General features: G+C 69.8%; 24 protein-coding genes. 10 read left to right on the top strand and 14 right to left on the bottom strand.

Annotated elements, in window-relative coordinates:
- Window positions 1-60: 60 nt before the first annotated feature.
- Window positions 61-585: a DUF1993 family protein gene (locus tag ASG17_RS02065; RefSeq protein WP_056098478.1), complete on the bottom strand. Its 525-nt coding sequence runs from the start codon at window positions 583-585 to the stop codon at window positions 61-63.
- 96 nt (window positions 586-681) lie between these two features.
- Here ASG17_RS02065 and ASG17_RS02060 point away from each other — a divergent pair, with 96 nt between their 5' ends.
- Window positions 682-1,200, top strand: a complete 519-nt coding sequence (locus ASG17_RS02060; RefSeq protein WP_056098477.1) for a biotin transporter BioY — start codon at window positions 682-684, stop codon at window positions 1,198-1,200.
- Here the strand turns inward: ASG17_RS02060 and trmB are convergent.
- From trmB to ASG17_RS02030, 6 genes are all read right to left on the bottom strand, one after another.
- Window positions 1,187-1,885: a tRNA (guanosine(46)-N7)-methyltransferase TrmB gene (trmB, locus tag ASG17_RS02055; RefSeq protein WP_056098475.1), complete on the bottom strand. Its 699-nt coding sequence runs from the start codon at window positions 1,883-1,885 to the stop codon at window positions 1,187-1,189. The genes ASG17_RS02060 and trmB overlap by 14 nt on opposite strands.
- Window positions 1,886-2,042: 157 nt before the next feature.
- Window positions 2,043-3,236, bottom strand: coding sequence for a methionine adenosyltransferase (metK, locus tag ASG17_RS02050; protein ID WP_056098474.1), 1,194 nt, complete (start codon window positions 3,234-3,236; stop codon window positions 2,043-2,045).
- 91 nt (window positions 3,237-3,327) lie between these two features.
- On the bottom strand, window positions 3,328-4,455 hold the full coding sequence (locus tag ASG17_RS02045) for a serine hydrolase domain-containing protein (protein WP_056098472.1): 1,128 nt from the start codon (window positions 4,453-4,455) through the stop codon (window positions 3,328-3,330).
- Complete coding sequence (locus ASG17_RS02040) at window positions 4,452-6,080, bottom strand: M20/M25/M40 family metallo-hydrolase (RefSeq protein WP_056098470.1); 1,629 nt, start codon at window positions 6,078-6,080, stop codon at window positions 4,452-4,454. Before ASG17_RS02040 ends, ASG17_RS02045 begins: the two co-directional genes overlap by 4 nt.
- A gap of 20 nt (window positions 6,081-6,100) precedes the next feature.
- A complete protein-coding gene (locus ASG17_RS02035; RefSeq protein WP_056098469.1) occupies window positions 6,101-7,321 on the bottom strand; it encodes a TIGR03862 family flavoprotein in 1,221 nt (406 codons plus the stop codon).
- Entirely contained in the window at window positions 7,321-8,820 is a 1,500-nt protein-coding gene (locus ASG17_RS02030; RefSeq protein ID WP_056098467.1) for a phosphomannomutase/phosphoglucomutase, read from the bottom strand. The genes ASG17_RS02035 and ASG17_RS02030 overlap by 1 nt, the downstream gene beginning before the upstream one ends.
- Before the next feature lie 165 nt (window positions 8,821-8,985).
- Here ASG17_RS02030 and gpmA point away from each other — a divergent pair, with 165 nt between their 5' ends.
- Window positions 8,986-9,699 (top strand): 2,3-diphosphoglycerate-dependent phosphoglycerate mutase, encoded by a 714-nt coding sequence (gene gpmA, locus ASG17_RS02025; protein ID WP_056098465.1) that lies wholly within the window; start codon window positions 8,986-8,988, stop codon window positions 9,697-9,699.
- A complete protein-coding gene (locus ASG17_RS02020) occupies window positions 9,696-10,325 on the top strand; it encodes a bifunctional diaminohydroxyphosphoribosylaminopyrimidine deaminase/5-amino-6-(5-phosphoribosylamino)uracil reductase RibD (protein ID WP_056098464.1) in 630 nt (209 codons plus the stop codon). The genes gpmA and ASG17_RS02020 overlap by 4 nt, the downstream gene beginning before the upstream one ends.
- Before the next feature lie 148 nt (window positions 10,326-10,473).
- Here the strand turns inward: ASG17_RS02020 and ASG17_RS02015 are convergent, their stop codons facing one another.
- Window positions 10,474-10,731, bottom strand: coding sequence for an endonuclease domain-containing protein (locus ASG17_RS02015; RefSeq protein ID WP_056098462.1), 258 nt, complete (start codon window positions 10,729-10,731; stop codon window positions 10,474-10,476).
- A 287-nt stretch (window positions 10,732-11,018) separates the two neighbouring features.
- Here ASG17_RS02015 and ASG17_RS02010 point away from each other — a divergent pair, with 287 nt between their 5' ends.
- Together ASG17_RS02010 and ASG17_RS02005 are read left to right on the top strand one after the other, a co-directional pair.
- Window positions 11,019-12,290 carry a pentapeptide repeat-containing protein gene (locus ASG17_RS02010; RefSeq protein WP_056098460.1) on the top strand — a complete coding sequence of 424 codons (1,272 nt, stop codon included), beginning with the start codon at window positions 11,019-11,021 and terminating at the stop codon, window positions 12,288-12,290.
- Window positions 12,287-13,489, top strand: a complete 1,203-nt coding sequence (locus ASG17_RS02005) for a pentapeptide repeat-containing protein (protein WP_056098458.1) — start codon at window positions 12,287-12,289, stop codon at window positions 13,487-13,489. Before ASG17_RS02010 ends, ASG17_RS02005 begins: the two co-directional genes overlap by 4 nt.
- A gap of 4 nt (window positions 13,490-13,493) precedes the next feature.
- Here the strand turns inward: ASG17_RS02005 and ASG17_RS02000 are convergent, their stop codons facing one another.
- On the bottom strand, window positions 13,494-13,784 hold the full coding sequence (locus tag ASG17_RS02000) for a hypothetical protein (protein ID WP_056098457.1): 291 nt from the start codon (window positions 13,782-13,784) through the stop codon (window positions 13,494-13,496).
- 262 nt (window positions 13,785-14,046) lie between these two features.
- Window positions 14,047-14,505 (bottom strand): Hsp20 family protein, encoded by a 459-nt coding sequence (locus tag ASG17_RS01995; protein WP_056098454.1) that lies wholly within the window; start codon window positions 14,503-14,505, stop codon window positions 14,047-14,049.
- Window positions 14,506-14,731: 226 nt separating this feature from the next.
- Between ASG17_RS01995 and ASG17_RS01990 the strand changes: the two genes are divergently transcribed.
- The 3 genes from ASG17_RS01990 (at window position 14,732) to ASG17_RS01980 (ending at window position 17,562) form a co-directional block, all read left to right on the top strand.
- The gene (locus ASG17_RS01990; RefSeq protein ID WP_056098452.1) at window positions 14,732-15,514 is read left to right on the top strand and encodes a class I SAM-dependent methyltransferase; all 783 of its coding nucleotides are present in this window, start codon (window positions 14,732-14,734) and stop codon (window positions 15,512-15,514) included.
- A 96-nt stretch (window positions 15,515-15,610) separates the two neighbouring features.
- Window positions 15,611-16,537: a class I SAM-dependent methyltransferase gene (locus ASG17_RS01985; RefSeq protein ID WP_056098451.1), complete on the top strand. Its 927-nt coding sequence runs from the start codon at window positions 15,611-15,613 to the stop codon at window positions 16,535-16,537.
- Window positions 16,534-17,562 (top strand): alpha/beta fold hydrolase, encoded by a 1,029-nt coding sequence (locus ASG17_RS01980; protein WP_056098449.1) that lies wholly within the window; start codon window positions 16,534-16,536, stop codon window positions 17,560-17,562. The genes ASG17_RS01985 and ASG17_RS01980 overlap by 4 nt, the downstream gene beginning before the upstream one ends.
- Before the next feature lie 157 nt (window positions 17,563-17,719).
- Here ASG17_RS01980 and hisN read toward each other — a convergent pair whose 3' ends face one another.
- Both hisN and ASG17_RS01970 read right to left on the bottom strand, forming a co-directional pair.
- Window positions 17,720-18,502 carry a histidinol-phosphatase gene (gene hisN / locus ASG17_RS01975; RefSeq protein WP_056098447.1) on the bottom strand — a complete coding sequence of 261 codons (783 nt, stop codon included), beginning with the start codon at window positions 18,500-18,502 and terminating at the stop codon, window positions 17,720-17,722.
- A 163-nt stretch (window positions 18,503-18,665) separates the two neighbouring features.
- Window positions 18,666-19,043, bottom strand: a complete 378-nt coding sequence (locus tag ASG17_RS01970) for a helix-turn-helix domain-containing protein (protein ID WP_056098445.1) — start codon at window positions 19,041-19,043, stop codon at window positions 18,666-18,668.
- Window positions 19,044-19,224: 181 nt separating this feature from the next.
- Here ASG17_RS01970 and ASG17_RS01965 point away from each other — a divergent pair, with 181 nt between their 5' ends.
- Window positions 19,225-19,479, top strand: a complete 255-nt coding sequence (locus ASG17_RS01965; RefSeq protein ID WP_056098443.1) for a GlsB/YeaQ/YmgE family stress response membrane protein — start codon at window positions 19,225-19,227, stop codon at window positions 19,477-19,479.
- Between the two features lie 319 nt (window positions 19,480-19,798).
- Here ASG17_RS01965 and ASG17_RS01960 read toward each other — a convergent pair whose 3' ends face one another.
- A complete protein-coding gene (locus tag ASG17_RS01960) occupies window positions 19,799-20,353 on the bottom strand; it encodes a hypothetical protein (protein WP_056098441.1) in 555 nt (184 codons plus the stop codon).
- Window positions 20,354-20,500: 147 nt separating this feature from the next.
- Here ASG17_RS01960 and ASG17_RS01955 point away from each other — a divergent pair, with 147 nt between their 5' ends.
- Window positions 20,501-22,162: a GNAT family N-acetyltransferase gene (locus ASG17_RS01955; protein ID WP_082496060.1), complete on the top strand. Its 1,662-nt coding sequence runs from the start codon at window positions 20,501-20,503 to the stop codon at window positions 22,160-22,162.
- A 173-nt stretch (window positions 22,163-22,335) separates the two neighbouring features.
- Here ASG17_RS01955 and typA read toward each other — a convergent pair whose 3' ends face one another.
- Window positions 22,336-24,168 carry a translational GTPase TypA gene (gene typA / locus ASG17_RS01950; protein ID WP_056098439.1) on the bottom strand — a complete coding sequence of 611 codons (1,833 nt, stop codon included), beginning with the start codon at window positions 24,166-24,168 and terminating at the stop codon, window positions 22,336-22,338.
- Window positions 24,169-24,346: the final 178 nt, after the last annotated feature.

The raw sequence follows: 24,346 nt of genomic DNA, 5'->3' as shown, positions 1-24,346 counted from the left end.
GTCTAACGATGTGGGAGGCCATATAGGCCAGCCGGGGGGCCTTGTCAGCCCCCCAGAGTCTCAGCGGTGGAAAACCGGCGGCGCGGTCAGATCGACCTGCCCCAGGAAGTCACGCTTGCCGATGGTCACACCCGCCTGGCGCAACAGGGCGTAGGCCATCGAGATGTGGAAGTAGAAGTTCGGCAGGGCGAAGCTGGTCAGATATCCCGCGCCGACGAACGTCATCGTCGCCAGCGGCGTCTTCAGCTCGATCGGCCGCGTCTCGGCGCCGTCATAGGCTGAGGCCGGCGTGTCCGCGACGAAGGCGCGCGACAGGGCGATGGTCGCCTTCAGCTCGGCGAGGGTCGCCTCGTCGTCGCCCGTCTTGGGCCAGTCCTGCCGGGTCAGCCGCGCCACGCAGCCGCGCGCCGAGAAGGCCGCCATGCGAACCTGATCCGGGAAGGGCCGCATATCCGGCGCCAGCCGCGCCTCGAACAGCGCCGCCTCGTCCAGCCCCGCCGCGACGGCCTTGTCCAGCAATCCGTCCAAGGCGTCGAGCCCGCGCAGAAAAGCGGGGGCGGCGATATCATGCAGCGACAAAGTCATGGGTCCATCCTTTTTAGCAACGCACTAATGGCGCGGTTCGCAGGCGCCGTCCAGCCTGCGCTTGCTCGCCCTCGCGGACAATGGTCTGACGCGGCCATGCGCCCCGCCCTGCTCCGCCCTCTGCTGGCCCTCGCCTTCGTCGCCCTGATGGCCGCCTGCGCCCAGATCACCGTGCCGATGACGCCGGTGTCGATGACGATGCAGACCTTCGCCGTGCTGATGGCCGGCGCCGTGCTGGGCCCGCTGTGGGGGACGGGCGCGGTCGTGGCCTATCTTGTTCTGGCGGCGCTGGGCCTGCCTATCCTGTCCGACGGCTCGGGCGGGACCGGGCCCTTCCTCGGCGCCACCGCTGGCTATCTGGTCGCCTTCCCCATCGCCGCCGCCATCGCCGGCTGGGCGTCGCGCGCGGGCGGCCTGCGGCCCGTCATCCGCGGCCTGGCCCTGCTGTTCGGATTGCACCTGCTCATCCTCTGCCTCGGAACCGCATGGCTGGCCGCCGGCCTCGGCGCGGCCGACGTGCTCCGCTACGGCTTCTGGCCCTTCCTGCTCGGCGCCGCCATCAAGTCGGCCCTCGTCTGGCTGGCCTGGCGATATTGGCCGCTCAGACGCGGATGAACTCCAGGAAGATGGGCGCGGTGTCGCCCAGCTTCTTTTCCTCGTAGCGCGTCGTGACATGGTCCTGCGGCGCCGTGCTCCAGTCGGCCTGGCTCTGCGCCTGCCACTCCAGCCCGGGCGTCTTCAGGAACCGCTCCAGCGCCCAGTCGGCGTAGTCCTTCCAGTCGGTCACGAAGCGCAGCCGCCCGCCCGGCTTCAGCACCCGCGCCATCGCCGCCGCGCTATCCTCCTGCACCAGCCGCCGCTTGTTGTGCCGCGCCTTGGGCCAGGGGTCGGGGAACAGCACCATGACCCGGTCCAGCGACCCGTCCGGCAGGGCGTTCAGCACATCGCGCGCATCGCCGGCGTGGACCCGCACATTGGTCAGCGCCATCTCCTCGATGTGCCTGAGCGCCGAGCCCACGCCGTTCACGAAAGGCTCGCACCCGATCATCAGGGCGGTCGGATGACGCCGCGCCTGCTCGGCCAGATGCTCGCCGCCGCCGAAGCCGATCTCCAGCCACACCGCCTCGGCCCCCGGCATCAAGCCTTGCGGGTCCAGCGGCCCCTTTACCGGGTCCGGCAGGGCGACCTGCGGCAACAGCGTATCGAACAGCGCCGCCTGCCGGGGCTTCAGCGCACGCGATTTGATGCGGCCGAACGACCGGAGCGGACCGTGGGCGACGGAGGGGGTGAAGGATGACATGGCGGCTCCATACCTCTCCCTCCCCTTCATGGGGAGGGTGGCTGGCGCGAAGCGCCAGACGGGTGGGGAGGTTCAGAGAATCGACTGGATGCCCGTTCGAACCCCACCCGCGACCGCTGCGCGGTCTGCCCTCCCCATGAAAGGGAGGGAGCAGGCCCTACGCCAACGCCTTCAGCTGATCGACCAGATCGGTCTTCTCCCAGCTGAAGCCGCCCTCGGCGTCGGCTTCGCGGCCAAAGTGGCCGTAGGCCGCCGTGCGGGCGTAGATCGGCTTGTTCAGGCCCAGGTGCTCGCGGATCGCGCGCGGGGTGGCGCCGCCGATCAGGCCCAGGATCTTCGACTCCAGCACCGCCGCGTCGATCTTGCCGGTGCCGTGCAGGTCCACGTGGATCGACTGGGGTTCGGCCACACCAATGGCGTACGAAATCTGGATGGTGCAGCGGTCGGCCAGACCCGCCGCCACCACGTTCTTGGCCAAGTAGCGGCAGGCGTAGGCGGCCGAGCGGTCCACCTTGGTCGGGTCCTTGCCCGAGAACGCCCCGCCGCCGTGCGGAGCGGCGCCGCCGTAGGTGTCGACGATGATCTTGCGGCCGGTCAGGCCGGCGTCGCCGTCCGGGCCGCCGATCTCGAACACGCCGGTCGGGTTGATGTGCCAGACGGTCTCGTCGGTGATGAAGCCTTCGGGCAGGACCTCGCGCACCACCGGCTCGACCACGGCGCGCACGTCGGCCTGGTTCAAGCCCTTGCCGTGCTGGGTCGAGACCACGATCGACGACGCGCGCACCGGTTTGCCGTCCTGGTAGAACAGGGTGACCTGGCTCTTGGCGTCCGGCTCCAGCCGCTTTTCGCCGCCGTGGCGCAGTTCAGCCAGGCGTTTCAGAATGCGGTGGCTGTAGGCCAGGGTGGCCGGCATCAGCTCCGGCGTCTCGTTCGAGGCGTAGCCGAACATGATGCCCTGATCGCCCGCGCCCTCGTCCTTGTTGCCGGCGGCGTCCACGCCCACGGCGATGTCGGCCGACTGGGGGTGCAGGTGGTTCTGGAACTCGAAGGTCTCCCAGTGGAAACCGTCCTGTTCATAGCCGATGTCCTTGACCGCGGCGCGCACGGCGGCCTCGATCTCGTCCTTCACGCCCGGCGCCCATTCGCCGTCGGTGTCCATGATGCCCTTGCCGCGGATCTCGCCGGCGATGACCACCAGGTTCGTCGTCGTCAGGGTCTCGCACGCCACACGCGCCTCGGGGTCCTTGGCCAGGAACAGGTCGACCACGGTGTCCGAGATGCGGTCCGCGACCTTGTCGGGGTGGCCCTCGGAGACGCTTTCCGAGGTGAAGTGGAACGACGAACGGGCCAAGGGCGATCTCCGGCGCGGCCGCGCGGGCCGCCTGCATCAGGTGATGTCGGCAGACATATAAAGATATGCTTATACGATCAAGCGAGCGCTTCTACACGCCGGCGTAGAGCGCCTCTATCAGGGCCGTCGCGCGCGGATCGCCGATCAAGTAGGGCGACTGGCGCGTCATGACATAGCTGCCCGACAGCCGGCGCTCCGGGTCAGCGAAGGCGCACGACCCGCCCCAGCCATAGTGGCCGACCGTCTGCTGGCCGGGTCCGAACACGTCCAGCCCGACGTTCCTCGTATAGCCGGCCGCCCAGCTCATGACGAAGGGCAGCACCCTGTCCTGCCCCCGCACCCGCTCGCGCGTCAGCGCCGTCAGGGTTTCCGGCGACAGCACCGACCGCCCCTCGAACCGGCCGTCCACGACCACGGTCATGATCCGCGCCAGATCGCGCGCCGTGCCATGCAGATTGGCCGACGGGATCTCCATCATCCGCCACTCGGCCGAGCCCCGCCCGCCCGGCGCCGAGCCCCGGTCCAGGAAGGCGGCGGTCTTGATGGCGTCGATGGTCCCCAGGTCCGGCGCCCGCGCGGGCTTCTTCATCTGCGCCACGCGCCCGTGTTCGCTCTCCGGCAAGCCAATCCAAAGGTCCAGCCCCGGGAAGTCCTGCCTCAGCGCCTGCCCCATGGTCCGCCCGTCCACCCGGCGGAACAGCTCGTTGGCCAGATAGCCGATGGTCACCGGGTGATAGCCGGACGCCGTCCCCGGCTCCCACATGGGTTCTTGCGCGCACAGCCGCCCCAGCACCGCCGGCGGGTCGAACCAGATGGCCGGGTCCACAGCCTCCGAGAAGCCCGGCAGGCCCGACTGGTGGCTCATCAACTGGCCGACCGTGATCCGGTCCTTGCCCGCCTGGCCGAAGTCCGGCCAGTGCCGGGCCACCGTGTCCTCAAAGGACAGCAGCCCCCGCTCCACCGCCGTGGCCATCAGCAGCGCCATCACCGCCTTGCCGGTCGAGAAAACGGGAACCAGCGTCTTCGGCGTGAACGGAACCGTCCCCGCCGCATCGGCCGAGCCGGCCCACAGGTCGATGATCACCTCGCCGTCCTGCGTCGCCGAGAAGCGCGCGCCCACCTCGTTCAGCCCCTCGGGCGCCTCGGTGAAGTTGCGGGCGAAGGCGTCGCGGACGGCCTGATGTTCCGGCGGGCAGACGCCCTGAATCTCGACGCTCATTGGCGCGCCTCCGCCGAGGCGTCCCGCGCGGCGCGGAACTCGTCGCCGGCCTTCCAGTTCGGCCAGGCCGTCCCGTCGGCCAGCTCACGCCCGACCTCATAGATCAACCCGATGTCCTGGGCCGCGCCCTCCATGGTCCAGTCGGGGGTCCATTCGTCCGACGGCTGGTGATAGCGCGTCGCCACATAGTCCCGGCTGGCCGCGCTTGCCCCGGTGAAGCCCGCCGCCGGGAAGAGGGTCGGCACGCCCCGCAGCGCCAGCGGGAAGTGGTCCGAACGATAGAAGCCGCCCGCCTCCGGCTTGGGATCGGCGATCAAGCGCCGGCCCAGCGGTTCGGCCCGCGCGGCCAGCAGGGCGTCCAGATCGTTGCGGCCATAGCCGATGACGACGATCTCGGGCTCGGTCGGGCCGGGCAGGAAGCTGTCGACGTTGATGTTCGCGACGGTCGTCTCCAGCGGATAGATCGGATGCGCCGCATACCAGGTCGCGCCCAGCAGGCCCGCCTCCTCGGCCGTCCACGCGGCGAACACCACCGACCGCTTGGGCTTCGGACCCTCGGCGAAGGCGTGGGCCAGTTCGACCACCGCCGCCACGCCCGTCGCATTGTCCACCGCGCCGTTATAGATGGCGTCCCCGTCCGGCGCTGGCTTGCCGATCCCGTAGGCGTCCCAGTGGGCGGAATAGATCACCGTCTCGTCCGGACGCTCTGTCCCCGTGATGCGCGCCAGCACATTGCGGCTGACGACCTGATCCGCCGTCTGGCCGAAATCGACCGACAGGGTCACGCCCGTCAGCTCGACCGGGCGGAAGTTCGCCTGCTTGGCCGCCTGCTTCAGCGTGTCGTAGTCCAGCCCCGCCCGGCTCAGCAGTTCGGCCGCCCGGTCCCGCTGGATCCAGCCCTGGAAGGGCGCGCGCTCGGCGTTCGGGTCGGCCCGCACGATGTCCAGCTTGGGCGCAAGGGCCGAGTTCTCCAGCGTCGACCACGGATAGCCCGCCCCCGCCGTCTCGTGCACCACCAGAACGCCCGCCGCCCCCTGACGCGCGGCCTCGGCGAACTTGTAGGTCCAGCGGCCGTAGAAGGTCATGGCCCGCCCGCCGAAACGGCCGAAGGCGTCGTCGCCCTCAGCCGCCTCGAAGTCCGGGTCGTTGACCAGCACCATCATTATCTTGCCGGTCAGATCGACGTCCTTGAAGTCGTCCCAGCCCTGCTCGCCCGCATCGGCGCCATAGCCGACGAAGACGATCGGCGCGTCGGCCACCGTCACATGGCTGACCGGCCGGTCGCTGGAGACCAGCACCTCCGGGCCCCGCTCCAACGTCCGCGTCCAGTCGCCGGCTCGCGCGGTGATCACGGCCGGCCCGTCCTGCCGCGTCCGCGACAGCCGCACCGTCTGGATCCAGCTTCTATCATCCCCGCCGGGCTCCAGCCCCATGGCCGCGAACTGTTCTGACAGCCACTGGACCGTCTTCTCCTCGCCAGGCGTCGCGGGACCACGTCCCTCGAATTCGTCGGAGGCCAGGATGCGCACGCTCTCGTTCAGGCGGTTCGCATCGATGGTCTGGGCGTTAACGGGCGCGGCCGCCAGCAGGGCGGCGAGCGACAGGAGGACGGGCTTGAAGGTCATCCCTCAGTCCTGCCGCCGGATCAGTCCGAAGTCGAGGCCTCAAGCCACGCCAGCGCGCCCTTCGCGGCCACGACGCCCGAGGCGAACGACGCCTGCAGCAGATAGCCGCCCGTCGGCGCGTCCCAGTCCAGCATCTCGCCGGCTGTAAACACGCCCGGCCGCGCCGCCAGCATCAGCCGGTCATCCACCGACCCCGCCGTCACGCCGCCCGCCGTCGATATCGCCCGCTCCAGCCCCTGCACCCCAGTCGCCTTCAACCGTACGCCCTTGATCCGCAGCGCCAGCTTCTGCGCCCCCGGCGGCACCGGCCCGATGTCGCGCAGGATCGCCGCCGCCGCCGGCGACAGGCCCGCCGCCTTCCGCAGCCAGTTCGAAACGCTGTCCTTGCCGCGCGGCCGGCTCAGCCGTTCGGCCAGCTGTTCGACGCTCATATCCGCCCGCAGATCGAGCACCAGATCGGCCGCGCCATCCGTCTCGATCGCCGCGCGGATGTCGGGCGACAGCGCATAGACCGCCCCGCCCTCCAGCCCGTACCGCGTCACCATCGCCTCGCCCCGCACCGTCCGCTCGCCCAGCGTCAGGCCGATCCCTTTCAGCGGCGACCCGGCGAACCGCTCGCGCACGATATCGGACCACGCCACGTCCACGCCGACGTTCGACGGCATCAGCGGCGCCACCTCGACCCCCGCGCCCTCCAGCACCGGAACCCAGGCCCCGTCGGATCCCAGCCGCGGCCAGCTGGCCCCGCCCAGCGCCAGCACCACCGCCTTGGCGGCGACCATCCGCGCACCCTCCGGCGTCTCGAACGCCAGCGCATCCCCGTCGAAGCCGGTCCACGTCCACCGCGTTCGCACCTCGACGCCCAACTCGCCCAGCCGGCCCAGCCACGCGCGCAGCAGCGGCGAGGCCTTCATCGCCTTGGGGAAGACCCGCCCGCTCGACCCCATGAAGGTCTCCTGCCCCAGCCCCTCGGCCCAGGCCGTCGTCTGCGCCGGCCCAAACGCATCCAGCCAGCCGGCCGCGACCGACCCGGCGCCGTAGCGGCCCACGAACCGCTCCACCGGCTCCGAATGCGTCAGGTTCAGCCCGCCGCGCCCCGCCATCAGGAATTTACGCCCCACCGAAGGCATGCGGTCCAGCACGACCACGCGCCGCCCGCCGTTCGCCAGCGTCTCGGCCGCCATCAGCCCGGCGGGCCCGGCGCCCACGATCACGACGTCGCAGGACTCGGTCTCGGTCATCAGATTTCCTGGTTGTAGGCGCCGACCTCGGCGTATCTCGCCAGGCGCGGCTTCACCTCCTGGCGGAACAGGTCGCGCATGTCCTGATCCGATCGCATGCTTTCGACCACCACCACCAGCTCCGGCTTGTTGGACGACGCACGCACCAGCACCCACGACCCGTCCTCCAGATGCACCCGCGCGCCGTTGACGGTGATGACCTCGACGATCCTGCGGTCCAGGATCGACCCGCCGGCGTCGGCCAGGTCGGCGTATTCCTTCACGACTCGCTCCAGAACCTCGTACTTCAGCGCATCGTCGCAGTGCGGGCTCATGGTCAGGCTGGTCCAGGCGTCCGGCAGGGCCGCCTTCAGTTCGCTCAATCGCTTGCCCGGATTGCGGTCCAGCATGGCCAGAACGGCCCCGGCCGCCACCAAACCGTCGTCGTAGCCACGGCCGATATCGCCGGCCATGAAGAAGTGGCCCGACTTCTCGAACCCGGCCAGGGCGCCCAGCTCGGCGGTCTTGCGCTTGATATAGCTATGGCCCGTCTTCCAGTAGACGGTCTCGGCGCCGTTGGCCTTCAGCACCTCGTCGGTCTTGTAGAGGCCGGTCGACTTCACATCGACCACGAAGGTCGCGCCCGGATAGATCGCCGACAGGTCGCGGGCCAGCAGCAGGCCGATCTTGTCGGCGAAGATCTCCTCGCCCGTGTCGTCCACCACGCCGCAGCGGTCGCCGTCGCCGTCGAAGCCCAGGGCCAGGTCGGCGCCGGTCTCGCGCACCTTGGCCGCCATCTGCATCAGCATCGCGTGGTCTTCCGGGTTTGGATTGTATTTCGGGAAGGTCCAGTCCAGGTCGCAGTCCATCTCGATGACCTCGGCGCCCATCATGCGCAGAGCCTCGGGGGCGAAGGCGCCGGCCGTGCCGTTGCCGCAGGCGCAGACCACTTTCAGCGGTCGGCTCAGCGTCAGCTTGGACGACACCTCTGCCAGATACGTCTGCCGGAAGCCGTCGATCACGGTCAGCTTGCCGCCCGACCGCTCGACGCCGAGATTGCCCAACACGATCTCTTTCAGACGCCCGATCTCCTCGGGACCGAAGGTGACCGGTGGCCTGGCGCCCATCTTCACCCCGGTCCAGCCGTTCTCGTTGTGGCTGGCCGTGACCATCGCCACGCACGGCGCCTCCAGCGCGAACTGGGCGAAATAGGCCATCGGCGACAGGGCCAGGCCGATGTCCAGAACCTCCATCCCGCCCTGCAGCAGGCCAAGGATCAGCGCCTGCTTCACGGCGATCGAATAGGACCGGAAATCGTGACCCACCACGATCCTCGGCGCCGTGCCGATCTCGTGGACATAGGTCGCCAGCCCCAGCCCCAGGGCCTGGATGCCCAGAAGGTTGATCTCGGTCTCCAGCACCCAGCGCGCGTCGTACTCGCGAAAGCCCGTGGGTTTGACCAACGGGATGGTCTCGTACTCAAGCGTGTTGGGCTTGATGTCGGCGCGGGGCGTCTGCATCGGGAAAAAGCCCTTGGGACCGAAGGTTGGCAGGCCGCTATAAAGAGCCCCCGCCAAGGGGACAACACGGGGTGGAATCCTCGCGGGTCCGTCGCGCGCTTATCCAGCGTGGGTTGACCCGCCCCCCGGCGCGGTCCTACGGCGGAGCATCGTTCGGAGACCCTGATGCCGCGCCTGATCCTGCTTCGCCACGGCCAGAGCCAGTGGAACCTCGAAAACCGCTTCACCGGCTGGGTCGACGTCGACCTGACCGACGAGGGCGAGGCCCAGGCGAGGAAGGGTGGCGAGCTGATCGCGAAGGCCGGCTTCAAGCCCGCCGTCATGTTCACCTCGGTCCTGAACCGCGCCAAGCGCACCGGCGCCCTGGCCCTGCAGTCGGCCGGTTTGAAGGACGTCCCGGTCATCGAGGACTGGCGCCTGAACGAGCGGCACTACGGCGGCCTGACCGGCCTGGACAAGGCCGAGACCGCCCGCAAGCACGGCGAGGATCAGGTCAAGGTCTGGCGCCGCAGCTATGACGTGCCCCCGCCACCGCTGGAAGCGGGCAGCGAGTGGGACTTCACCGCCGATCCCCGCTACGCCGGTCAGGACATCCCCTCGACCGAGAGCCTGAAAACCACCCTGGACCGCGTCCTGCCCTACTGGAACGAGGCCATCGCTCCGCGCCTGAAGGCCGGCGAGGACGTGTTGATCGCCGCCCACGGCAATTCGCTGCGGGCGATCGTGAAGCACCTGTTCAACGTGCCGGACGACAAGATCGTCGGCGTCGAGATCCCCACCGGCAATCCGCTGGAGATCGACCTTGACGCGGACCTGCATCCCACGGCCGCCCGCTATCTCGACGCCGACCGCGCCGAAGACCTGCCGCCCGTTTCGTGAGCACGACCGCGCAGGACAGCGCCATGATGCGCCGGGCCATCGACCTGGCCCTCGCGCGCATGGGCGAGACCTGGCCCAACCCGGCGGTCGGCTGCGTCATCGTCCAGGACGGTGAAGTGATTTCCGAGGCCGCCACCGCGCCAGGCGGCCGTCCGCACGCCGAGGAGCAGGCCGTCCCCGCCGCGGGCGACGCCGCCAAGGGCGCCACCGCCTATGTGACGATGGAGCCGTGCGGCGCCCGCTCGTCGGGCCGCACCTCCTGCTCGCACTTCCTGGCGCACGCCGGGGTGTCGCGGGTCGTGGTCGCCGCCGTCGATCCGTCGCCCTTCGCCTCGGGCCGGGGCGTCGAACGCCTGCGTCAGGCCGGGCTGACGGTCGAGACCGGCCTTCTGGCCGACGACGCCGCCGTCCTCTACGAGGGCTATCTGCACCGGCTAGAGACCGGCCGCCCGATGGTCCGCATCAGCCCCGACGGCCAGGGCTTCGACGCCCGCCTCGCCGTCTCGCCCAAGGCCGACCTGGTCACCGAGCTGAAGCGCCTGGGCGAAGCCGGCTACACCCGTCTCTGGGTCGCCCCCGGCGAACTGGCCGACACCCTGGCGTCGCAGGGCCTGCTGACCCTCTAAAGATCCTCCACCGCTTTAGCGGGGAAGGGGGACCCCGAAGGGGTGGAGGGGGCGAAAGCTTGCGTGAGCGGCTTCTTATCTGACTGCGGCGGCTGCCCTCGCCCCCTCCACCATGCTGCGCATGGTCCCCCTCCCCCGTTTCGCTTCGCTACACGGTGGAGGATCTGGTCAGCGTCAGAACGTATTCCGCCACCGCGTTCGGGTCCTTCAGGATGTCCCTTGCCGGAATCCGCGCCGTCCGGATGCCCTTGCTCGCGGCGAAGGCGTCTCGCCGCGCATCGTGATCTTCGTCGTGATCCTGACCATCGACCTCGAAGCACTGGCGCGTCGCCTCATGGAGGAAGTCGAGTATGTACGGCTCCAGCGCGTGCTGTTTCCGAAACCCCGTCCCTTCAGCCTCTGCCACAGCAACACCTCCGGCAGCGTCATCTTCCGCCGCGGCGCCCGGGCGCGCTTATGTGTCAAAGTCGAGCCGCGCATCACACCACTATAGATCCTCCACCGCGTAGCGGGGGAGGGGGACCGCTTGCGGTGGAGGGGCGAGGGCATCCACCGTCGCCGGCCGCCAACGCAGCATCCGGCTTCCGCCCGCTCCACCCCGCGTCGCGCGGCCCCTCTCCCCGCTTCGCTGCGCTTCATGGTGGAGCATCAAGGGGAACGCCCCCTTAACCCGCCCCGGCGCAGTCTATCGGGATGTCGGAGCCTGCCGAGGAGATCATCCGTCGTCGCCTCTCCCAGGAGGAGCTGGACGCCATCTGCGTCCGGCACGACCGGCTGTGGAACGCCAAGCCCGGCGGGGCGCGCGCCGTCTTCGCCTGGCTGGACCTGTCGGGGCTGAACCTGAAAGGCCGCAATCTGGCCGACGCCGATTTCAGCGCCGCCTGCCTGGTCGGTTGCGACCTGACGGGCGCCAAGCTCGACAACGCCAACTTCTTTGGGGCCGACATGCAGGACGCGATCCTGTGCGAGGCGTCGCTGCGCCGCACCGACCTGCGCGGCGCCTGCCTGCGCGGCTGCGACCTGTCGGGCGCCGACCTGTTCGAGGCCGACCTGCGCGAGGGGGCGGTCGCCGCCGCCGATCCGCGCCTGGGCTTCCGCATCATCGACGCCTCCAACCGCAAGGACACGGAGGCCACGGGCGCCTGCCTGGCCGGCGCCAACCTGCAGCGCTCGCGCCTCTCCGGCGTCGTCGCCATCAAGGCAGACTTCACCGACGCGGTGATGAAGGACTGCAAGCTGGTCCGCGCCAATCTGAAACAGGCCAGCTTCCGCGGCGCCGACCTGGCCGGGGCGGACCTGTCCGGGGCCGACCTGTCGGGCGCCGACCTACGCGACGCCGTCCTGGTCGGCGTCCGCTCGGCCATGTGGCGCACCGACGGGGCCAATCTGGAGGGCGCCCTGACCGACGCCCGTTCCGGCGCCGCCCCCGTCGCCGCCCTGCCCGCCGCCGAGATGCTGCGCGACCACGCCGCCTGGTGCGAAAGCGGCGGCGCGGTCGGCCAGCCTTCGGTCTTCGACAAGGTCGACCTGCGCGCCCTGCGCAGCATCACCGGCCTGAACCTGACGGCCCTGTCGGCGCGCGGCGCCGTCTTCTACGGCCTGGACATGGAGGGCGTGCAGCTTCAGGGCGCACGCCTGGAGAACGCCGACCTGCGCGCCTGCCGCCTGCGCGGGGCCGACCTGCGCGGCGCCCGCCTCTCCGGGGCCCGCCTGGCCGGCGCCGACCTGCGGGAGGCCCAGCTGGGCCCGCTGCTGATCGCGGCCGACCGCATGCTGCCCGCTGATCTCAGCGGCGCCTCGCTGCGGGGCGCGGACCTGTCCGGCGCCGACCTGCGTCACGCCAATCTGCGACAAACCGACCTCAGGCGGGCGCGTCTTCACGGAGCGTTGACGCGTGACTGCGATTTCACCGACGCGGATCGCGCGGGGGCGCAGGGTCTGACCAACGGGAACATCGCCGCATGAGCTTCGACCGCCGGCAGCTTTCACAGAACGACTTCGACCTGCTGGCCGCCGGCCATCAGCGCTATGTGGAAGGCCGTGCGGGCGGACGCCGGATGTCGATCAAGTTCATGGACCTCAGCGGCCTGGACCTGTCGGGGCGGATGCTGGACGACGCCGACCTGTCCGGCTCGGCCCTGATCAACACCCGCATGCAGGGCGCCAGCCTGGAGCGCGCGCTGCTGTTCGGCTGCGACCTGCGCGGGGCCAACATGACCGGCGCCCGGCTGAAGCGGGCCGACCTGCGCGGCTGCTGCCTGCGCGGCGCCAATCTGTCGGACGCCGACCTGACCCAGGCCGATTTCCGCGAGGGCGTCATCGCCATCCCGCACCCGACCAAGGGCCTTTCGGCCATGAAGCGCGAAGCCCGCAAGGGCGACGCCGAGGGCGCGCGCTTCTCGGGCGCCACCCTGGACGGCTCAAACTTCGACGGCGTCACCGCCGCCAAGGCCGACTTCAGCGACTGCTCGATGCGGGGCGCCCGCCTGACCGGAGCCAATCTGAAGGAGGCCGACCTGTCCGGCGCCATGCTGGAGGACGCCGAGGTGGGCGGGGCCAACCTGGCCGGCGCCCGCCTGATCGGCGCGGTGCTGACCAATGTGTCGATGGAGACGGCCAAGCTGGACCGCACCGACATGACCGGCAGCCTGCGCGCCCCTTCGGCCACCGCCAAGATGCGGGCGGAAAGCCTGTACCAGATGGCGCTGGACGCCAACGCCTGGGCCGAAAGCGGTGGCGTGCTGGGCGAACCGGCCGTGTTCGACGGCGAGGACCTGCGTCCGATCGGCGCCCGCCTGCGGGGCTTGAAACTGCCGGCGCTCAGTGCGCGCGGCGCCTGCCTGCAAGGGCTGGACCTGCGCGACGTGGCGCTTCAGGGCGCCATGCTGGAGGGCGCCGACCTGCGCGGCGCGGACCTGCGCAACACCGATCTGCGCGGCGCCCGTCTGTCGGGGGCCCTGCTGTCCAAGGCCGACCTGCGCGGCGCCAGCCTGGCCAGCCTGCCGCTGGGCGGCGGGCGCACCGCGCCCTGCATCCTGGCCGGCGCCCGCCTGCGCTACGCCCGACTGGACAACGCCGACCTCACCGACGCCGTCCTCGACGACGCCGACCTCTCCGGCGCCAGCCTCATCAAGACCATCCGCCCGGCCCCTAAGGCCGCGTAGGGCGCTAGATGCCGCCGGAATAGGCCAGCAGGAACGGCCCCAGCATCAGCAGCGACAACGCCGCGACGCTCTTGAGCAGCCACCGCCAGCGTTTCAGGCCGTTGCAGAGACAGACCGTGGCGAAAACCACGAGGCCCACGGCGGCGGGCCACCACACGTACATCTGGACCTGCCCGGAGTTCGGGAACCCGGTGATATGCTGATCCGCCAGGCTCCCGATCAGGTTATGGCCGACCAGGAACAGCCCGAACCATATCGTGGCTGATACCAAAGCCAGGATGTTCGCCAGACGCATAGATCCCCCCGTGCTGCACGCAGCTTAGTGACACGGTCTCGGTCAGACCATCCGCTCCCAGACCTCCGCTCATCCCGGCGGAAGCCGGGATCCAGTGAGAACCTCACACAACCGCGCCCGACCAACTGCAGCCGCTCTCAACGACTGCGTCCAGGAGCCAAAGAACTGGATCCCGACTTCCGTCGGGATGAGCGGATCGAGAGCAAAGAAAAAAGGCCGGCGCGAACGCCGGCCTTTCCCATAATCGACAGAGCTGGATCGCTTACGCGGCCTGGCCCTCGATCAGCGCGGGCTGGCCCACGCCGATCTCGATCCGCCGGGGCTTCAGGGCCTCGGGCAGTTCGCGCTTCAGGGCGATGGTCAGCAGGCCGTTCGACAGGTCCGCCTCGGTCACCACCACATAGTCGGCCAGCTGGAAGCGGCGCTCGAAGTCGCGCTCGGCCAGGCCGCGGTGCAGATAGGTGCGCTGGGTCGTGTCGTCGTTGGCCGCCTTCTTGCCAGAGACGGTCAGGAGGTTCTCCTTGACCTCGATCGAGAGCTCATCGGCCTTGAAGCCGGCGACGGCGATCTCGATCCGGTAGGCGTTCTCGCCCGTCGTCTCGATGTTGTAGGGCGGCCAGCCGGCGTCCTGGCTGGTGCGCGCGGCGCTTTCCAGCAGACCGGCCAGACGGTCGAAACCGACGGCCGAACGGTACAGCGGCGAGAAATCATAGGTACGCATCGTGTCCTCCTGAGGATCAGCAAGGTTGGACCGCCCGGCGGTTTCCCCGGACGGCGGGTGTCAGTCCCTTCGGTCCTGCAAGAGGCCCCGCCGGGTCTGGAGAGCCCGGGATCGGCGCTCTCGAGGCTTGATTTGGGAAGCCCGCGACCGGCGTCAAGGGGTCGCGCTGGTCGCGCCGCGCAAGCTCTACTAGGGTCCGCGCCTTCACCGTTTCAGGAGGGCCTTCATGCGCCCCGTTGTTTTCGCCGCCGCCGCCCTCGCCGCGCTGATCGCCGCCCCGGCCTCGGCCCAGACCGAGCAAACGGCGCACGCGCCGCGCTCGGCCCTGTCCACCACCATTCCTGAGCTACAGGAGGACGCGGCGCTGCAGTCCGCCATCGCCTCCGCCACCCGGCCCGAGGGCGACCGCGCCCGCGACGTCTTCCGCCATCCGTACGAGAGCCTGACCTTCTGGGGCCTGACGCCGGGCGCCGCCATCGTCGAGATCGCGCCTGGCCAGGCCGGCTGGTGGCGCCACATCCTGGAGCCCTATGCGGCGGCGACCGGCGGCCGCTACGTCGCCGTCAACAACCCGGCCGAGGGCATGGGCGTCGAGGACGGCACGGCCGATTTCATCCTGGCCGCCCGCATGATCCACAACTGGGCGCGCGGCGGCGTGGTCGACAGCAACTTCGCCCTGTTCGCCAAGGCCCTGAAGCCCGGCGGCGTCCTGGCCGTCGAACAGCACCGCAGCGCCGAGGGTCTGAACGCCGCCCAGACCGCCTCCACCGGCTACGTCCCCGAAAGCTACGTCATCCAGGCGGCCCAGCGCGCCGGCCTGGTGCTGGACGCCCGTAGCGAGCTGAACGCCAATCCGGCCGACGACCACGACCATCCGTTCGGCGTCTGGACCCTGAAGCCGACCCGCAACTCGGAGGGCGACGGCCGTACCCTCACGGCCGCCGAACGCGCCGAGTACGACGCCATCGGCGAGAGCGACCGGATGACGCTGCGCTTCCGCAAACCGTGAGCTCCTGGGGCCTTTGACCCGATCCGGGAACCCCGGTAATCCAGACCCCTCGAACCCGCCTGGCGCCGCTGGGTGGACGTTCGACAGGACCATCGCATGACGTCATCCGCCACCCCCCGCTCGTCTTCGGCCACGCGCCGAAGCCTGCTGGCGGGCGGGGCGATGGCGGCGGTCGCCCTGGCGGCGGGCTGCAAGCCCAAACAGGGCGACAGCGACGCCGCCGCGGCCGATGCGGCCCCCGAGGTCGAGGGTCCGCCCGAAGGGTCGCTGGAATGGGCCGTCGTCGGCCCCTGGCGCGCGGGCGACCGGCCGCGCGACGAGTTCCGCCATCCGATGGAGACCCTGCGCTTCTTCGGCCTGCAGCCGTCGATGACCGTAGTCGACTTCTGGCCCGGCAGCGGCTGGTACACTGAAATCGTCGCCCCCTATCTGAAGGCGGGCAAGGGCACCTACTACGCCGCCCTCTTCGCCGTCGGCCCCGGCTCCGACCCGGCCCAGGGCGCCCTGAACACCGCCTTCGAACAGCGCTTCACCGGCGACCGGCGCCTCTACGGCAATATCGAGATCACCGCCTTCGGGGCGACCAGCGGCCCGGCCGCGCCCGCCGGCACCGCCGATCTGGCGCTGTTCATGCGCACCCTCCACGCCTGGATGGCGGCCGGGATCGTGGAAAAGGCCTTCGCCGACGCCTTCTCGGCCCTGCGTCCCGGCGGCGTTCTTGGCATCGAACAGCATCGGCTGGAGGCCGACGAGGACCAGGACCCCGCCGCCGCCAACGGTTATGTCCAGGAGGCCTTCGTGCGCCAACTGGCCGCCGAGGCCGGATTTGTCTTCGTCGAGTCATCGGAAGTTAACGCGAACGAAGCCGATACCAAGGATCATCCCTTTGGCGTCGAGACCCTGGCGCCCCAACGCCTGACGGCGCCGCAGGGCCAGCCGGCCAATCCCGCGTTCGACCGCGGTCCCTATGACGCGATCGGCGAAAGCGATCGCATGACCTTGAAGTTCAGGAAGCCCGAGTGAACCGCGCCGCCGCCCTCGCCGCCCACGCCCCCCTGATGGGGGTGCCCGGGGCCGCCTCGCCGCCCGGCGGCCAGGGCGACTGGTTCCGGGGCGCTGGAGGCCTGCGCCTGCGCGCCGCCTTCTGGACGCCCTCGGCCCTGGTGGCCGCCACGCCGCGCGGCACGGTCGTGCTCAGCCCCGGCCGCACTGAGCCGATCGAGAAGTATTTCGAGGTCATCGGCAACTTCCTGGCGCGCGGCTGGTGCGTGCTGGCCCACGACTGGCGCGGCCAGGGCCTGTCGGCCCGCCTGCTGCCCGACCGTCTGCGGGGCCATGCCCGCGCGGTGGAAGAGTTTCTGGACGACTACCACCGCCTGCTGGACGTCTATGAGGCCCGGATGCCCAAGCCGTGGGTCATGGTCGGCCACTCCATGGGCGGCGCCCTGAACCTGCTGACGCTCGAGGCTGGCGAGGAACGCTTCGCCGGCGCCATCCTCACCAGCCCCATGCTGCGCATCAAGACCGGCAAGCGCTCCATGTGGTCGGTCAAGTTCGCCGTCCGCTGGAACCTGCGCCACGGCAAGGCGGGCGACTATGTGCTGGACGATGCGGACGATCCCTTCGACCACACGTTCGAGAAGGACGCCCTGACCTCGGACGAGAGCCGCTACGAGCTGTGGCGCCAGCAGCTCTACGCCTGCCCGCACCTGGCCGTCGGCGGCCCGACCTGGGGCTGGCTGGCCGTGGGGCTGGACATCGGCGAGCGGGCGCTGAAACCCAAGGCGTTGAAGGTCGTGCGCATCCCCGTCTCCATCGTCCAGTCGGGCGAGGACGACCGCGTCTGGAAACAGACCAACCGCTGGGCCGCCAAACGCCTGGGCCGCGGCCGCTATGTCGAGGTCGCCAATGCGCGCCACGAGGTCATCATGGAGACCGACGACCTGCGCGCCCAGTTTCTGCACGAGTTCGACGCCATGGCCGAATACGTCATCCCGCAGGATGCGGTTCCGGTCGCGCCTTTGCAGCCCGAAGCCGTCAGCGCCTGACTTTCTTTCGTCATCCTCCGGCCGCGCAGCGGACCGGGGGACAAGGCGGCGCGCGAGAGCGCGAACCTGTCACACGCAGAGCCTGCTGACATATCGCCTGCGCTTCGCTTCGGCGCCGCCCTGTCCCCCGATCAAGTCGGGGGATGACGAAAGTATGCTAGATCGCCGCCCGCTTCAGCGTCACCAGCGCCTGCTCCGTCAGGGCCGCATCCCCGACCGCCAGGATGCGCCCGTCGCCCGAGGGCGCGCCGCCGCTCCAGTCGGTGACCTTGCCGCCCGCCGCCTCGATCACCGGGATCAGGGCGGTCCAGTCCCATTCCTTCAGGCTGGTCTCCGCCACCAGGTCCATCGTGCCCTGGGCCACCATGGCGTAGGCGTAGGCGTCGCAGCCCAGACGGGCCAGGCGCGCCGTCGCCCGCACCTGGGTCCAGGCGCCCAGTTCGGCGCCGTTGAAGATCTCAGGATCGGTGGTGGAGATCACCGCGTCGGTCAGCCGGGGGCACGACCGCGTGCGGATCGGCGTCGTCTCGCCCCGCGCCATCAGCACGGCGCCCGACGGCCCGCCCAGGAACAGTTCGCCGATGTAGGGCTGGGCGATCGCGCCGATCGTCGGCTTGCCGGCGACCTTCAGGCCGATCAGCGTCGTCCACAGCGGCAGGCCGGAGATGAAGGCGCGCGTCCCGTCCACGGGGTCCAGAACCCAGACGTGCTCCGCGTCGGGCCGGTCTTCGCCATACTCCTCGCCGATCACACCGTGGTCGGGATAGCGCGCGCCGATCAGCTTGCGGATCGCCGCCTCGGCGCCCTTGTCGGCCTCCGTCACGGGATCGAAGCCACGCTCGGCCTTGTTCTCCTCGCCGCAGTCGGTGCGGAACAGGGGTACGGTCACGGCCGCGGCCGCGGCGGCCAGTTCGACGCAGAAGGCTTCAAGTTCGGTCATCAGCAGTGGCGAGTGGCGAGTGGCGGGTGGCGAGTCAATCCGCCGCCGCCGTCGCCTTGGTGAAAAGTGCGAGTGAGCGAGAGGTGAGCGGGTCGAGCCTGGAGCAGGCGTGCTCACGCCTTGCTCACTCGCACTCTTCACTCTCTCGCCACTCGCCACCCATTCAGGCGGCGTCGCCTTCCGCGTGCAGCGACTTGGCCAGATCCAGCAGGCGACGGCGCGGACGCTCGCCCAGCTGGTAATAAGCCTGGATCAGATCCAGCGTTTCCTTGCGCGAGAACACCTCGCCGCCGCCGCTGCCCGTCTCTGCCCGCTCGATGGCCTCGGCCAGACCGTCGTAGAAATAGTTCACCGGCGTCTCCAGCGCCTCGGCCAGCTGCCACAGGCGCGCGGCCGAGATGCGGTTGGCGCCGCACTCGTATTTCTGGATCTGCTGGAAGCGGATGCCGACCTGCATGGCCAGCTGCTGTTGCGTCAGGCCCAGAAGGCGGCGCCGACGGCGCAGCCGGCGGCCCAGGTGAAGATCGATGTCGGTGGCCATGCCCCAAATCCCTTGTTGGCGGGCTGTCCCGAAGCGGGACGGCTCGCCTGGCATGCGGCAAGGGCGGCGCCAGTCTCGCCCTTGGGGGGAATACCGATGAACACCGCTATTTCGACACGACGCAACCGATTGGCCGTGGCCGCATTATGCCGCCGAGCTTAACCTTGGAAGGAGCATCACCATGGGCCTCGGAATCATTGGCTGGATCGTTATCGGCGTCGTCGCCGGCTGGCTGGCTGAAAAAGTCATGGGTCGTAGCCACGGCCTGCTGACCAACCTGATCGTCGGCGTCGTCGGCGCTCTGCTGGGCGGCTTCATCGCCGGCAACCTGCTGGGTATCCCGGTCGGCGGCTTCAACCTGATCACGCTGCTGGTCGCCTTCCTCGGCGCCTGCCTGCTGCTGTTCCTGCTGGGCCTGGTCAAGCGCCGCGCCTAAGCGACGCCATCGGGTGAATGAAGAGGGGCGGTCCGCAAGGGCCGCCCTTTTTCTATGCGCGGATCGCCTCCGGCCCGTCATCCTTGGACACGACTCGAGGATAAGGCCCGCCGGTGGGCCATCTGAGAAAGACCCAGCGCCGCGTCGGGACCCATCCGGTGGTCAGCACGACCAACGCATGATCCTCGGATCAAGTCCGAGGGTGACGGCGCAGCCGCGATACCCCGAGCGCCGAGACCCCAAGCGGCAGGTGCAAGCCGGAATCAAAAAGGCCGCCGGATCGCTCCGGCGGCCTCTTCGCTATTTCAGGACGCCCGTCTTACGACTGGGGTTCCTCGGTCATCGGCTCATCCGAGGTTTCCGGCGTGGTCGAGGTCGACATGTCCGGGGTGCTCGGCTCGGCGGCCGGGTCGCTGGGGGTGGTCGGCGCCGCGGTCGGTTCGTCGGCTTCACCGGCGACGTTCGAGGCGTTGTCCGACGCGTCCGGCGTCATCGGCGTGGCGGCTTTGAACTCGGCCTGGCTCCAGCCGACCACGACGCCCTCGCCTTCCTGGCGCAGGCCGTTCAGCGGCACGGCGCGGATCTGGCCGTCGGTCCCCTTTACGGTCAGCTCCTGATCGCCCGACGCATTGGTCTGGGCGCCTTGCAGCTGGCCGAGGACGATGCCGTCCGACGAGGTGACGTTGGAGCCGGCGGTCAGGCTGAGGGCCGCTTGCGGGGCAGGCGTAGCGGCCGGGGCGGCGGTCTCGGGCATGGCGGGTGCGGTGGCTTCGGCCGGGGTCGTCATGGCTTCGGCGGGCTCTTCCTGAGCCAGGGCCGGAGCGGCGATGAACAGCGTGGCGACAGTGGCCAGCAGAGCGGTCTTGCGAATCATGGGTTTTCTCCTGTGATGCGAACCAAGGCTCGTCGGGATAGGAAACCCGCCGGGCTCCGCTATGTTTCGGCCGTCCCTAAATGACCCCGCCCCTGCCGCATTCCAGGCAGACCGGGGCGCTGATGGGGCGAGAAAGGGGTGCGACCCATGTCTGACGGCGCCGCCCCCGGGCGAAAGCGCGGCCTTATCCGCCGCCTGGCCGCCCTGGCCTTCGAGCTGACGCCCAACGTCTTCGCCCTGCTCAGCTTCGCGGCCGGCGCCCTGATGCTGGCCTCGGTCCTGACCCCCGCCTTCGCCGGACGGGTCGAGGCGCTGTCGCACGTCGCGCCGCCGCTTCTGATCGACCTGTCCCATTTCGCCGCCAGCGTCGTCGGCTTCCTGTTGCTGCTGCTGTCGGCCGGGCTGTGGCGACGGCGGCGGGGCGCCTACTGGTCGGCCCTGGGCCTGCTGCTAGCCGGCGCGGTCTTCTCGATGCTGAAGGGCCTGGACTGGGAAGAGGCGGCGGATCTGGCGATCGTCGCCCTTCTGCTGGCGCCCTGCCGCGCCGCCTTCACCCGGCGTTCGCGGCTGGTTGAGCCGCTGCGCCCCGCCTGGCTGATCGCCCTGGTCGCGGCGGTGGGCGCCCTGTTCTGGCTGGGCGAGTTCACCTGGCGCAACGTCGGTTATTCGGACGAGCTGTGGTGGACCCTGATCCGCGACCAGGAGGTCTCCGGCTTCATCCGCGCCCAGGCCGTGCTGGCCCTGCTGACCCTGTTCATCGCCGGAAAGTCGCTGTTCGCCTCGCCCGGCGCCGGCACGCACGGCCCCGCATCGCCCGATCAGGTCGAGCAGGCCGCCCGTGTGCTGGCCGCCGCCGACGGCGCCGGGACCGACGCCTGGCTGGCGCTTCTGGCCGACAAGGCCCTCCTGTTCAGCCCGTCGGGCGACAGCTTCATCGCCTACCGCGTCCGGGGCCGCCGCTGGCTGGCCATGGGCGAGCCGGCCGGCAAGCTCAGCGAACGCCGCGCCCTGCTCTGGGCCTTCGCCGAAATGGCCGACAGCCACGGCGGCGCGGCCGTCTTCTACGGCGTGGGCGAGGGGCTGCTGGCCGATCTGGCCACCATGGGCCTGGCCATCCGCAAGACCGGCGAGACCGCCGTCGTCGACGCCGCGACCTTCAGCCTGGAGGGCAAGGCCCGCCAGAACCTGCGCACCGCCGTCAACCGCGCCGAGCGCGAGGGCGCCTCGTTCGACCTCTTGCCCCCCGGTTCGGCCGGTCCGCTGGAGGGCGAGCTGCGCGCCGTCTCCGACGCGTGGCTGGCGGCGCAAGGCGGCGGCGAAAAGGGCTTCTCCCTCGGCCGGTTCGACATCGCCTATCTGGACCGCACGCCCCTGGCCGTGGTCCGCCAGGGCGGCCGCGTCGTCGCCTTCGCCAATCTGCTGACCGGCTCGGACCGCGATCTGGCCGTCGACCTGATGCGCCACGACGCCTCGGCCCCGCCCGGCACGATGGACTATCTGTTCATCCGCACGGTCCAGTGGGCCGCCGCAGAGGGCTGTCGCAGCCTCGACCTGGGCATGGCGCCGCTGGCGGGCCTGGACGACCGCCGTCTGGCGCCGGTGTTCGCCCGCGTCGGCGCCCTGGTGTTCGATGAGGGCGGCGCCCTCTACGGCTTTACGGGCCTGCGCGCCTACAAGGCCAAGTTCAGCCCCGACTGGCGCCCCCGCTTCATCGCCGCCCCCGCCTCTACGCCCCTGGCGCTGGCCCTGCTGGACGTGGCCCTGCTGACCAGCGGCGGCTGGCTGAGGATGCTGGGGCTGAGGAAGTAATCTCCCTCCCCTTCATGGGGAGGGACAGCGGCGAAGCCGCAGGGTGGGGCCCGAAAGGGCATCCACCGCCCTGCACGCCCAAAAGAAAAGCCCGGGTGGATGTCCTTTCGGACCCCACCCGGGCTCACTTCGTTCGCCGTCCCTCCCCATAAAGGAGAGGGAGAAGCGCCCTTCTACTCCGGACGGACGCGCTTCTTGCGGAAGCTGGGGTTCAGCGTCTGCTTGCGCAGGCGGATCGACTTGGGCGTCACCTCCACCAGCTCATCGTCGTCGATGTAGGCGATGGCCTGTTCCAGGCTCATGACGCGCGGCGGCGTCAGGCGCACGGCCTCGTCCTTGCCCGAGGCGCGGACGTTGGTCAGCTGCTTGCCCTTGATCGGGTTGACGTCCAGGTCGTCCCAGCGCGCGTTCTCGCCGATGATCATGCCCTGATAGGTCTTCTCGCCGGCGCCGACGAACATCACGCCCCGGTCTTCCAGGTTCCAAAGGGCGAAGGCCGCCGTGTCGCCGTCCGAGTTGGAGATCAGCACGCCCTTCAGACGGCCGGCGATCGCGCCCTTGTAGGCTTCATAGTGGCTGAACACGCGGTTCAGCACGCCCGAGCCGCGCGTGTCGGTCAGGAACTCGCCCTGATAGCCGATCAGGCTGCGCGACGGCGCCTTCAGGCTGATGCGGGTCTTGCCGGCGCCCGACGGGCCCATATCGGTCATCTCGGCCTTACGCGCCGACAGCTTCTCGATGACGATGCCCGAGAACTCGTCGTCGACGTCGATCATGACGTCCTCGATGGGCTCCAGCCGCTCGCCGTTCTCGCCTTCCTGGAAGACCACGCGCGGACGCGAGATCGACACCTCGAAGCCTTCGCGGCGCATGTTCTCGATCAGCACGCCCAGCTGCAGTTCACCCCGGCCCGCGACCTCATAGGCGTCGCCGCCTTCGGTGGTCGCGACGCGGATGGCGACGTTGGCCTCGGCCTCCTTCAGCAGGCGGTCGCGGATGACGCGCGACTGGACCTTGTCGCCTTCGCGGCCGGCCAGCGGGCTGTCGTTGACCGAGACGGTCATGCTGATGGTCGGCGGATCGATGGGTTGCGCGGGCAGGGCGTCGGTCACTTCCATGGCGCACAGGGTGTCGGCCACGGTCGCCTTGGACATGCCGGCGATGGCGACGATGTCGCCCGCTTCCGAACCCTCGTCCAGCGCCTGACGCTTCAGACCGCGGAAGGCCAGCACCTTGGTGATGCGGCCGCGCTCGATTTCCTTGCCGTCGCGGTCCAGGGCGTGGATCGCCATGCCCGGGATCGCCTTGCCGCTCTCGATGCGGCCGGTCAGGATGCGGCCCAGGAACGGATCGCTCTCGATCAGCACGTTCAGCATCTGGAACGGCTTGTCCTTGTTCTCCTGCACCTTGGGCGGCGGCACGTGGCGCACGATCAGGTCGAACAGGGGGGCCAGGTTGTCGTTCGGCTGGTTCAGATCCAGCGTCGCCCAGCCGTTGCGGCCCGAGGCGTAGATGTGGGGGAAGTCCAGCTGCTCGTCCGTCGCGCCGATGGCGGCGAACAGGTCGAAGGTCTCGTTGTGGACGCGGTCGGGATCGGCGTGGGCGCGGTCGACCTTGTTGATGCAGAGGATGGGACGCAGGCCCATCTTCAGCGCCTTGGTCAGCACGAACTTGGTCTGGGGCATGACGCCCTCTTCGGCGTCCACCAGGATGACGCAGCCGTCCACCATGCCCAGGATGCGCTCGACCTCGCCGCCGAAGTCGGCGTGTCCGGGCGTGTCGATGATGTTGATCCGGGTCTCGCCCGCCTCGCCGTTCCACAGCACCGACGTGCACTTGGCCAGGATGGTGATGCCCCGTTCCTTCTCTTGGTCGTTGGAGTCCATGGCGCGCTCGGTCGTCGCCTCATTGGCTCGGAAGACGCCGGACTGGGCCAGCAGCTGGTCCACCAGCGTGGTCTTGCCGTGGTCGACGTGGGCGATGATGGCGACGTTGCGAAGGTTCATGGTCGTTCAATGCAGAAAGGCGGCCGGAAAAGGCGGCCGCTGAAAAGGGCGTGGTTCGGGGAGCGCGCGCCTCATACAGGGACACGCGCGAAAAGGCCAGAGCAGGCGTCCGCGCCCAACTTCTTCCCTCTCCCAGAGGGAGAGGGCTTGAGCGCCTGAGAGCGCAGCGATCAGTCTT

Source organism: Brevundimonas sp. Leaf363 (assembly GCF_001424025.1).
GTDB lineage: Bacteria > Pseudomonadota > Alphaproteobacteria > Caulobacterales > Caulobacteraceae > Brevundimonas.
Note: the sequence above shows the minus strand (reverse complement) of the source record. Positions and strands in the feature narration are given on the sequence as shown.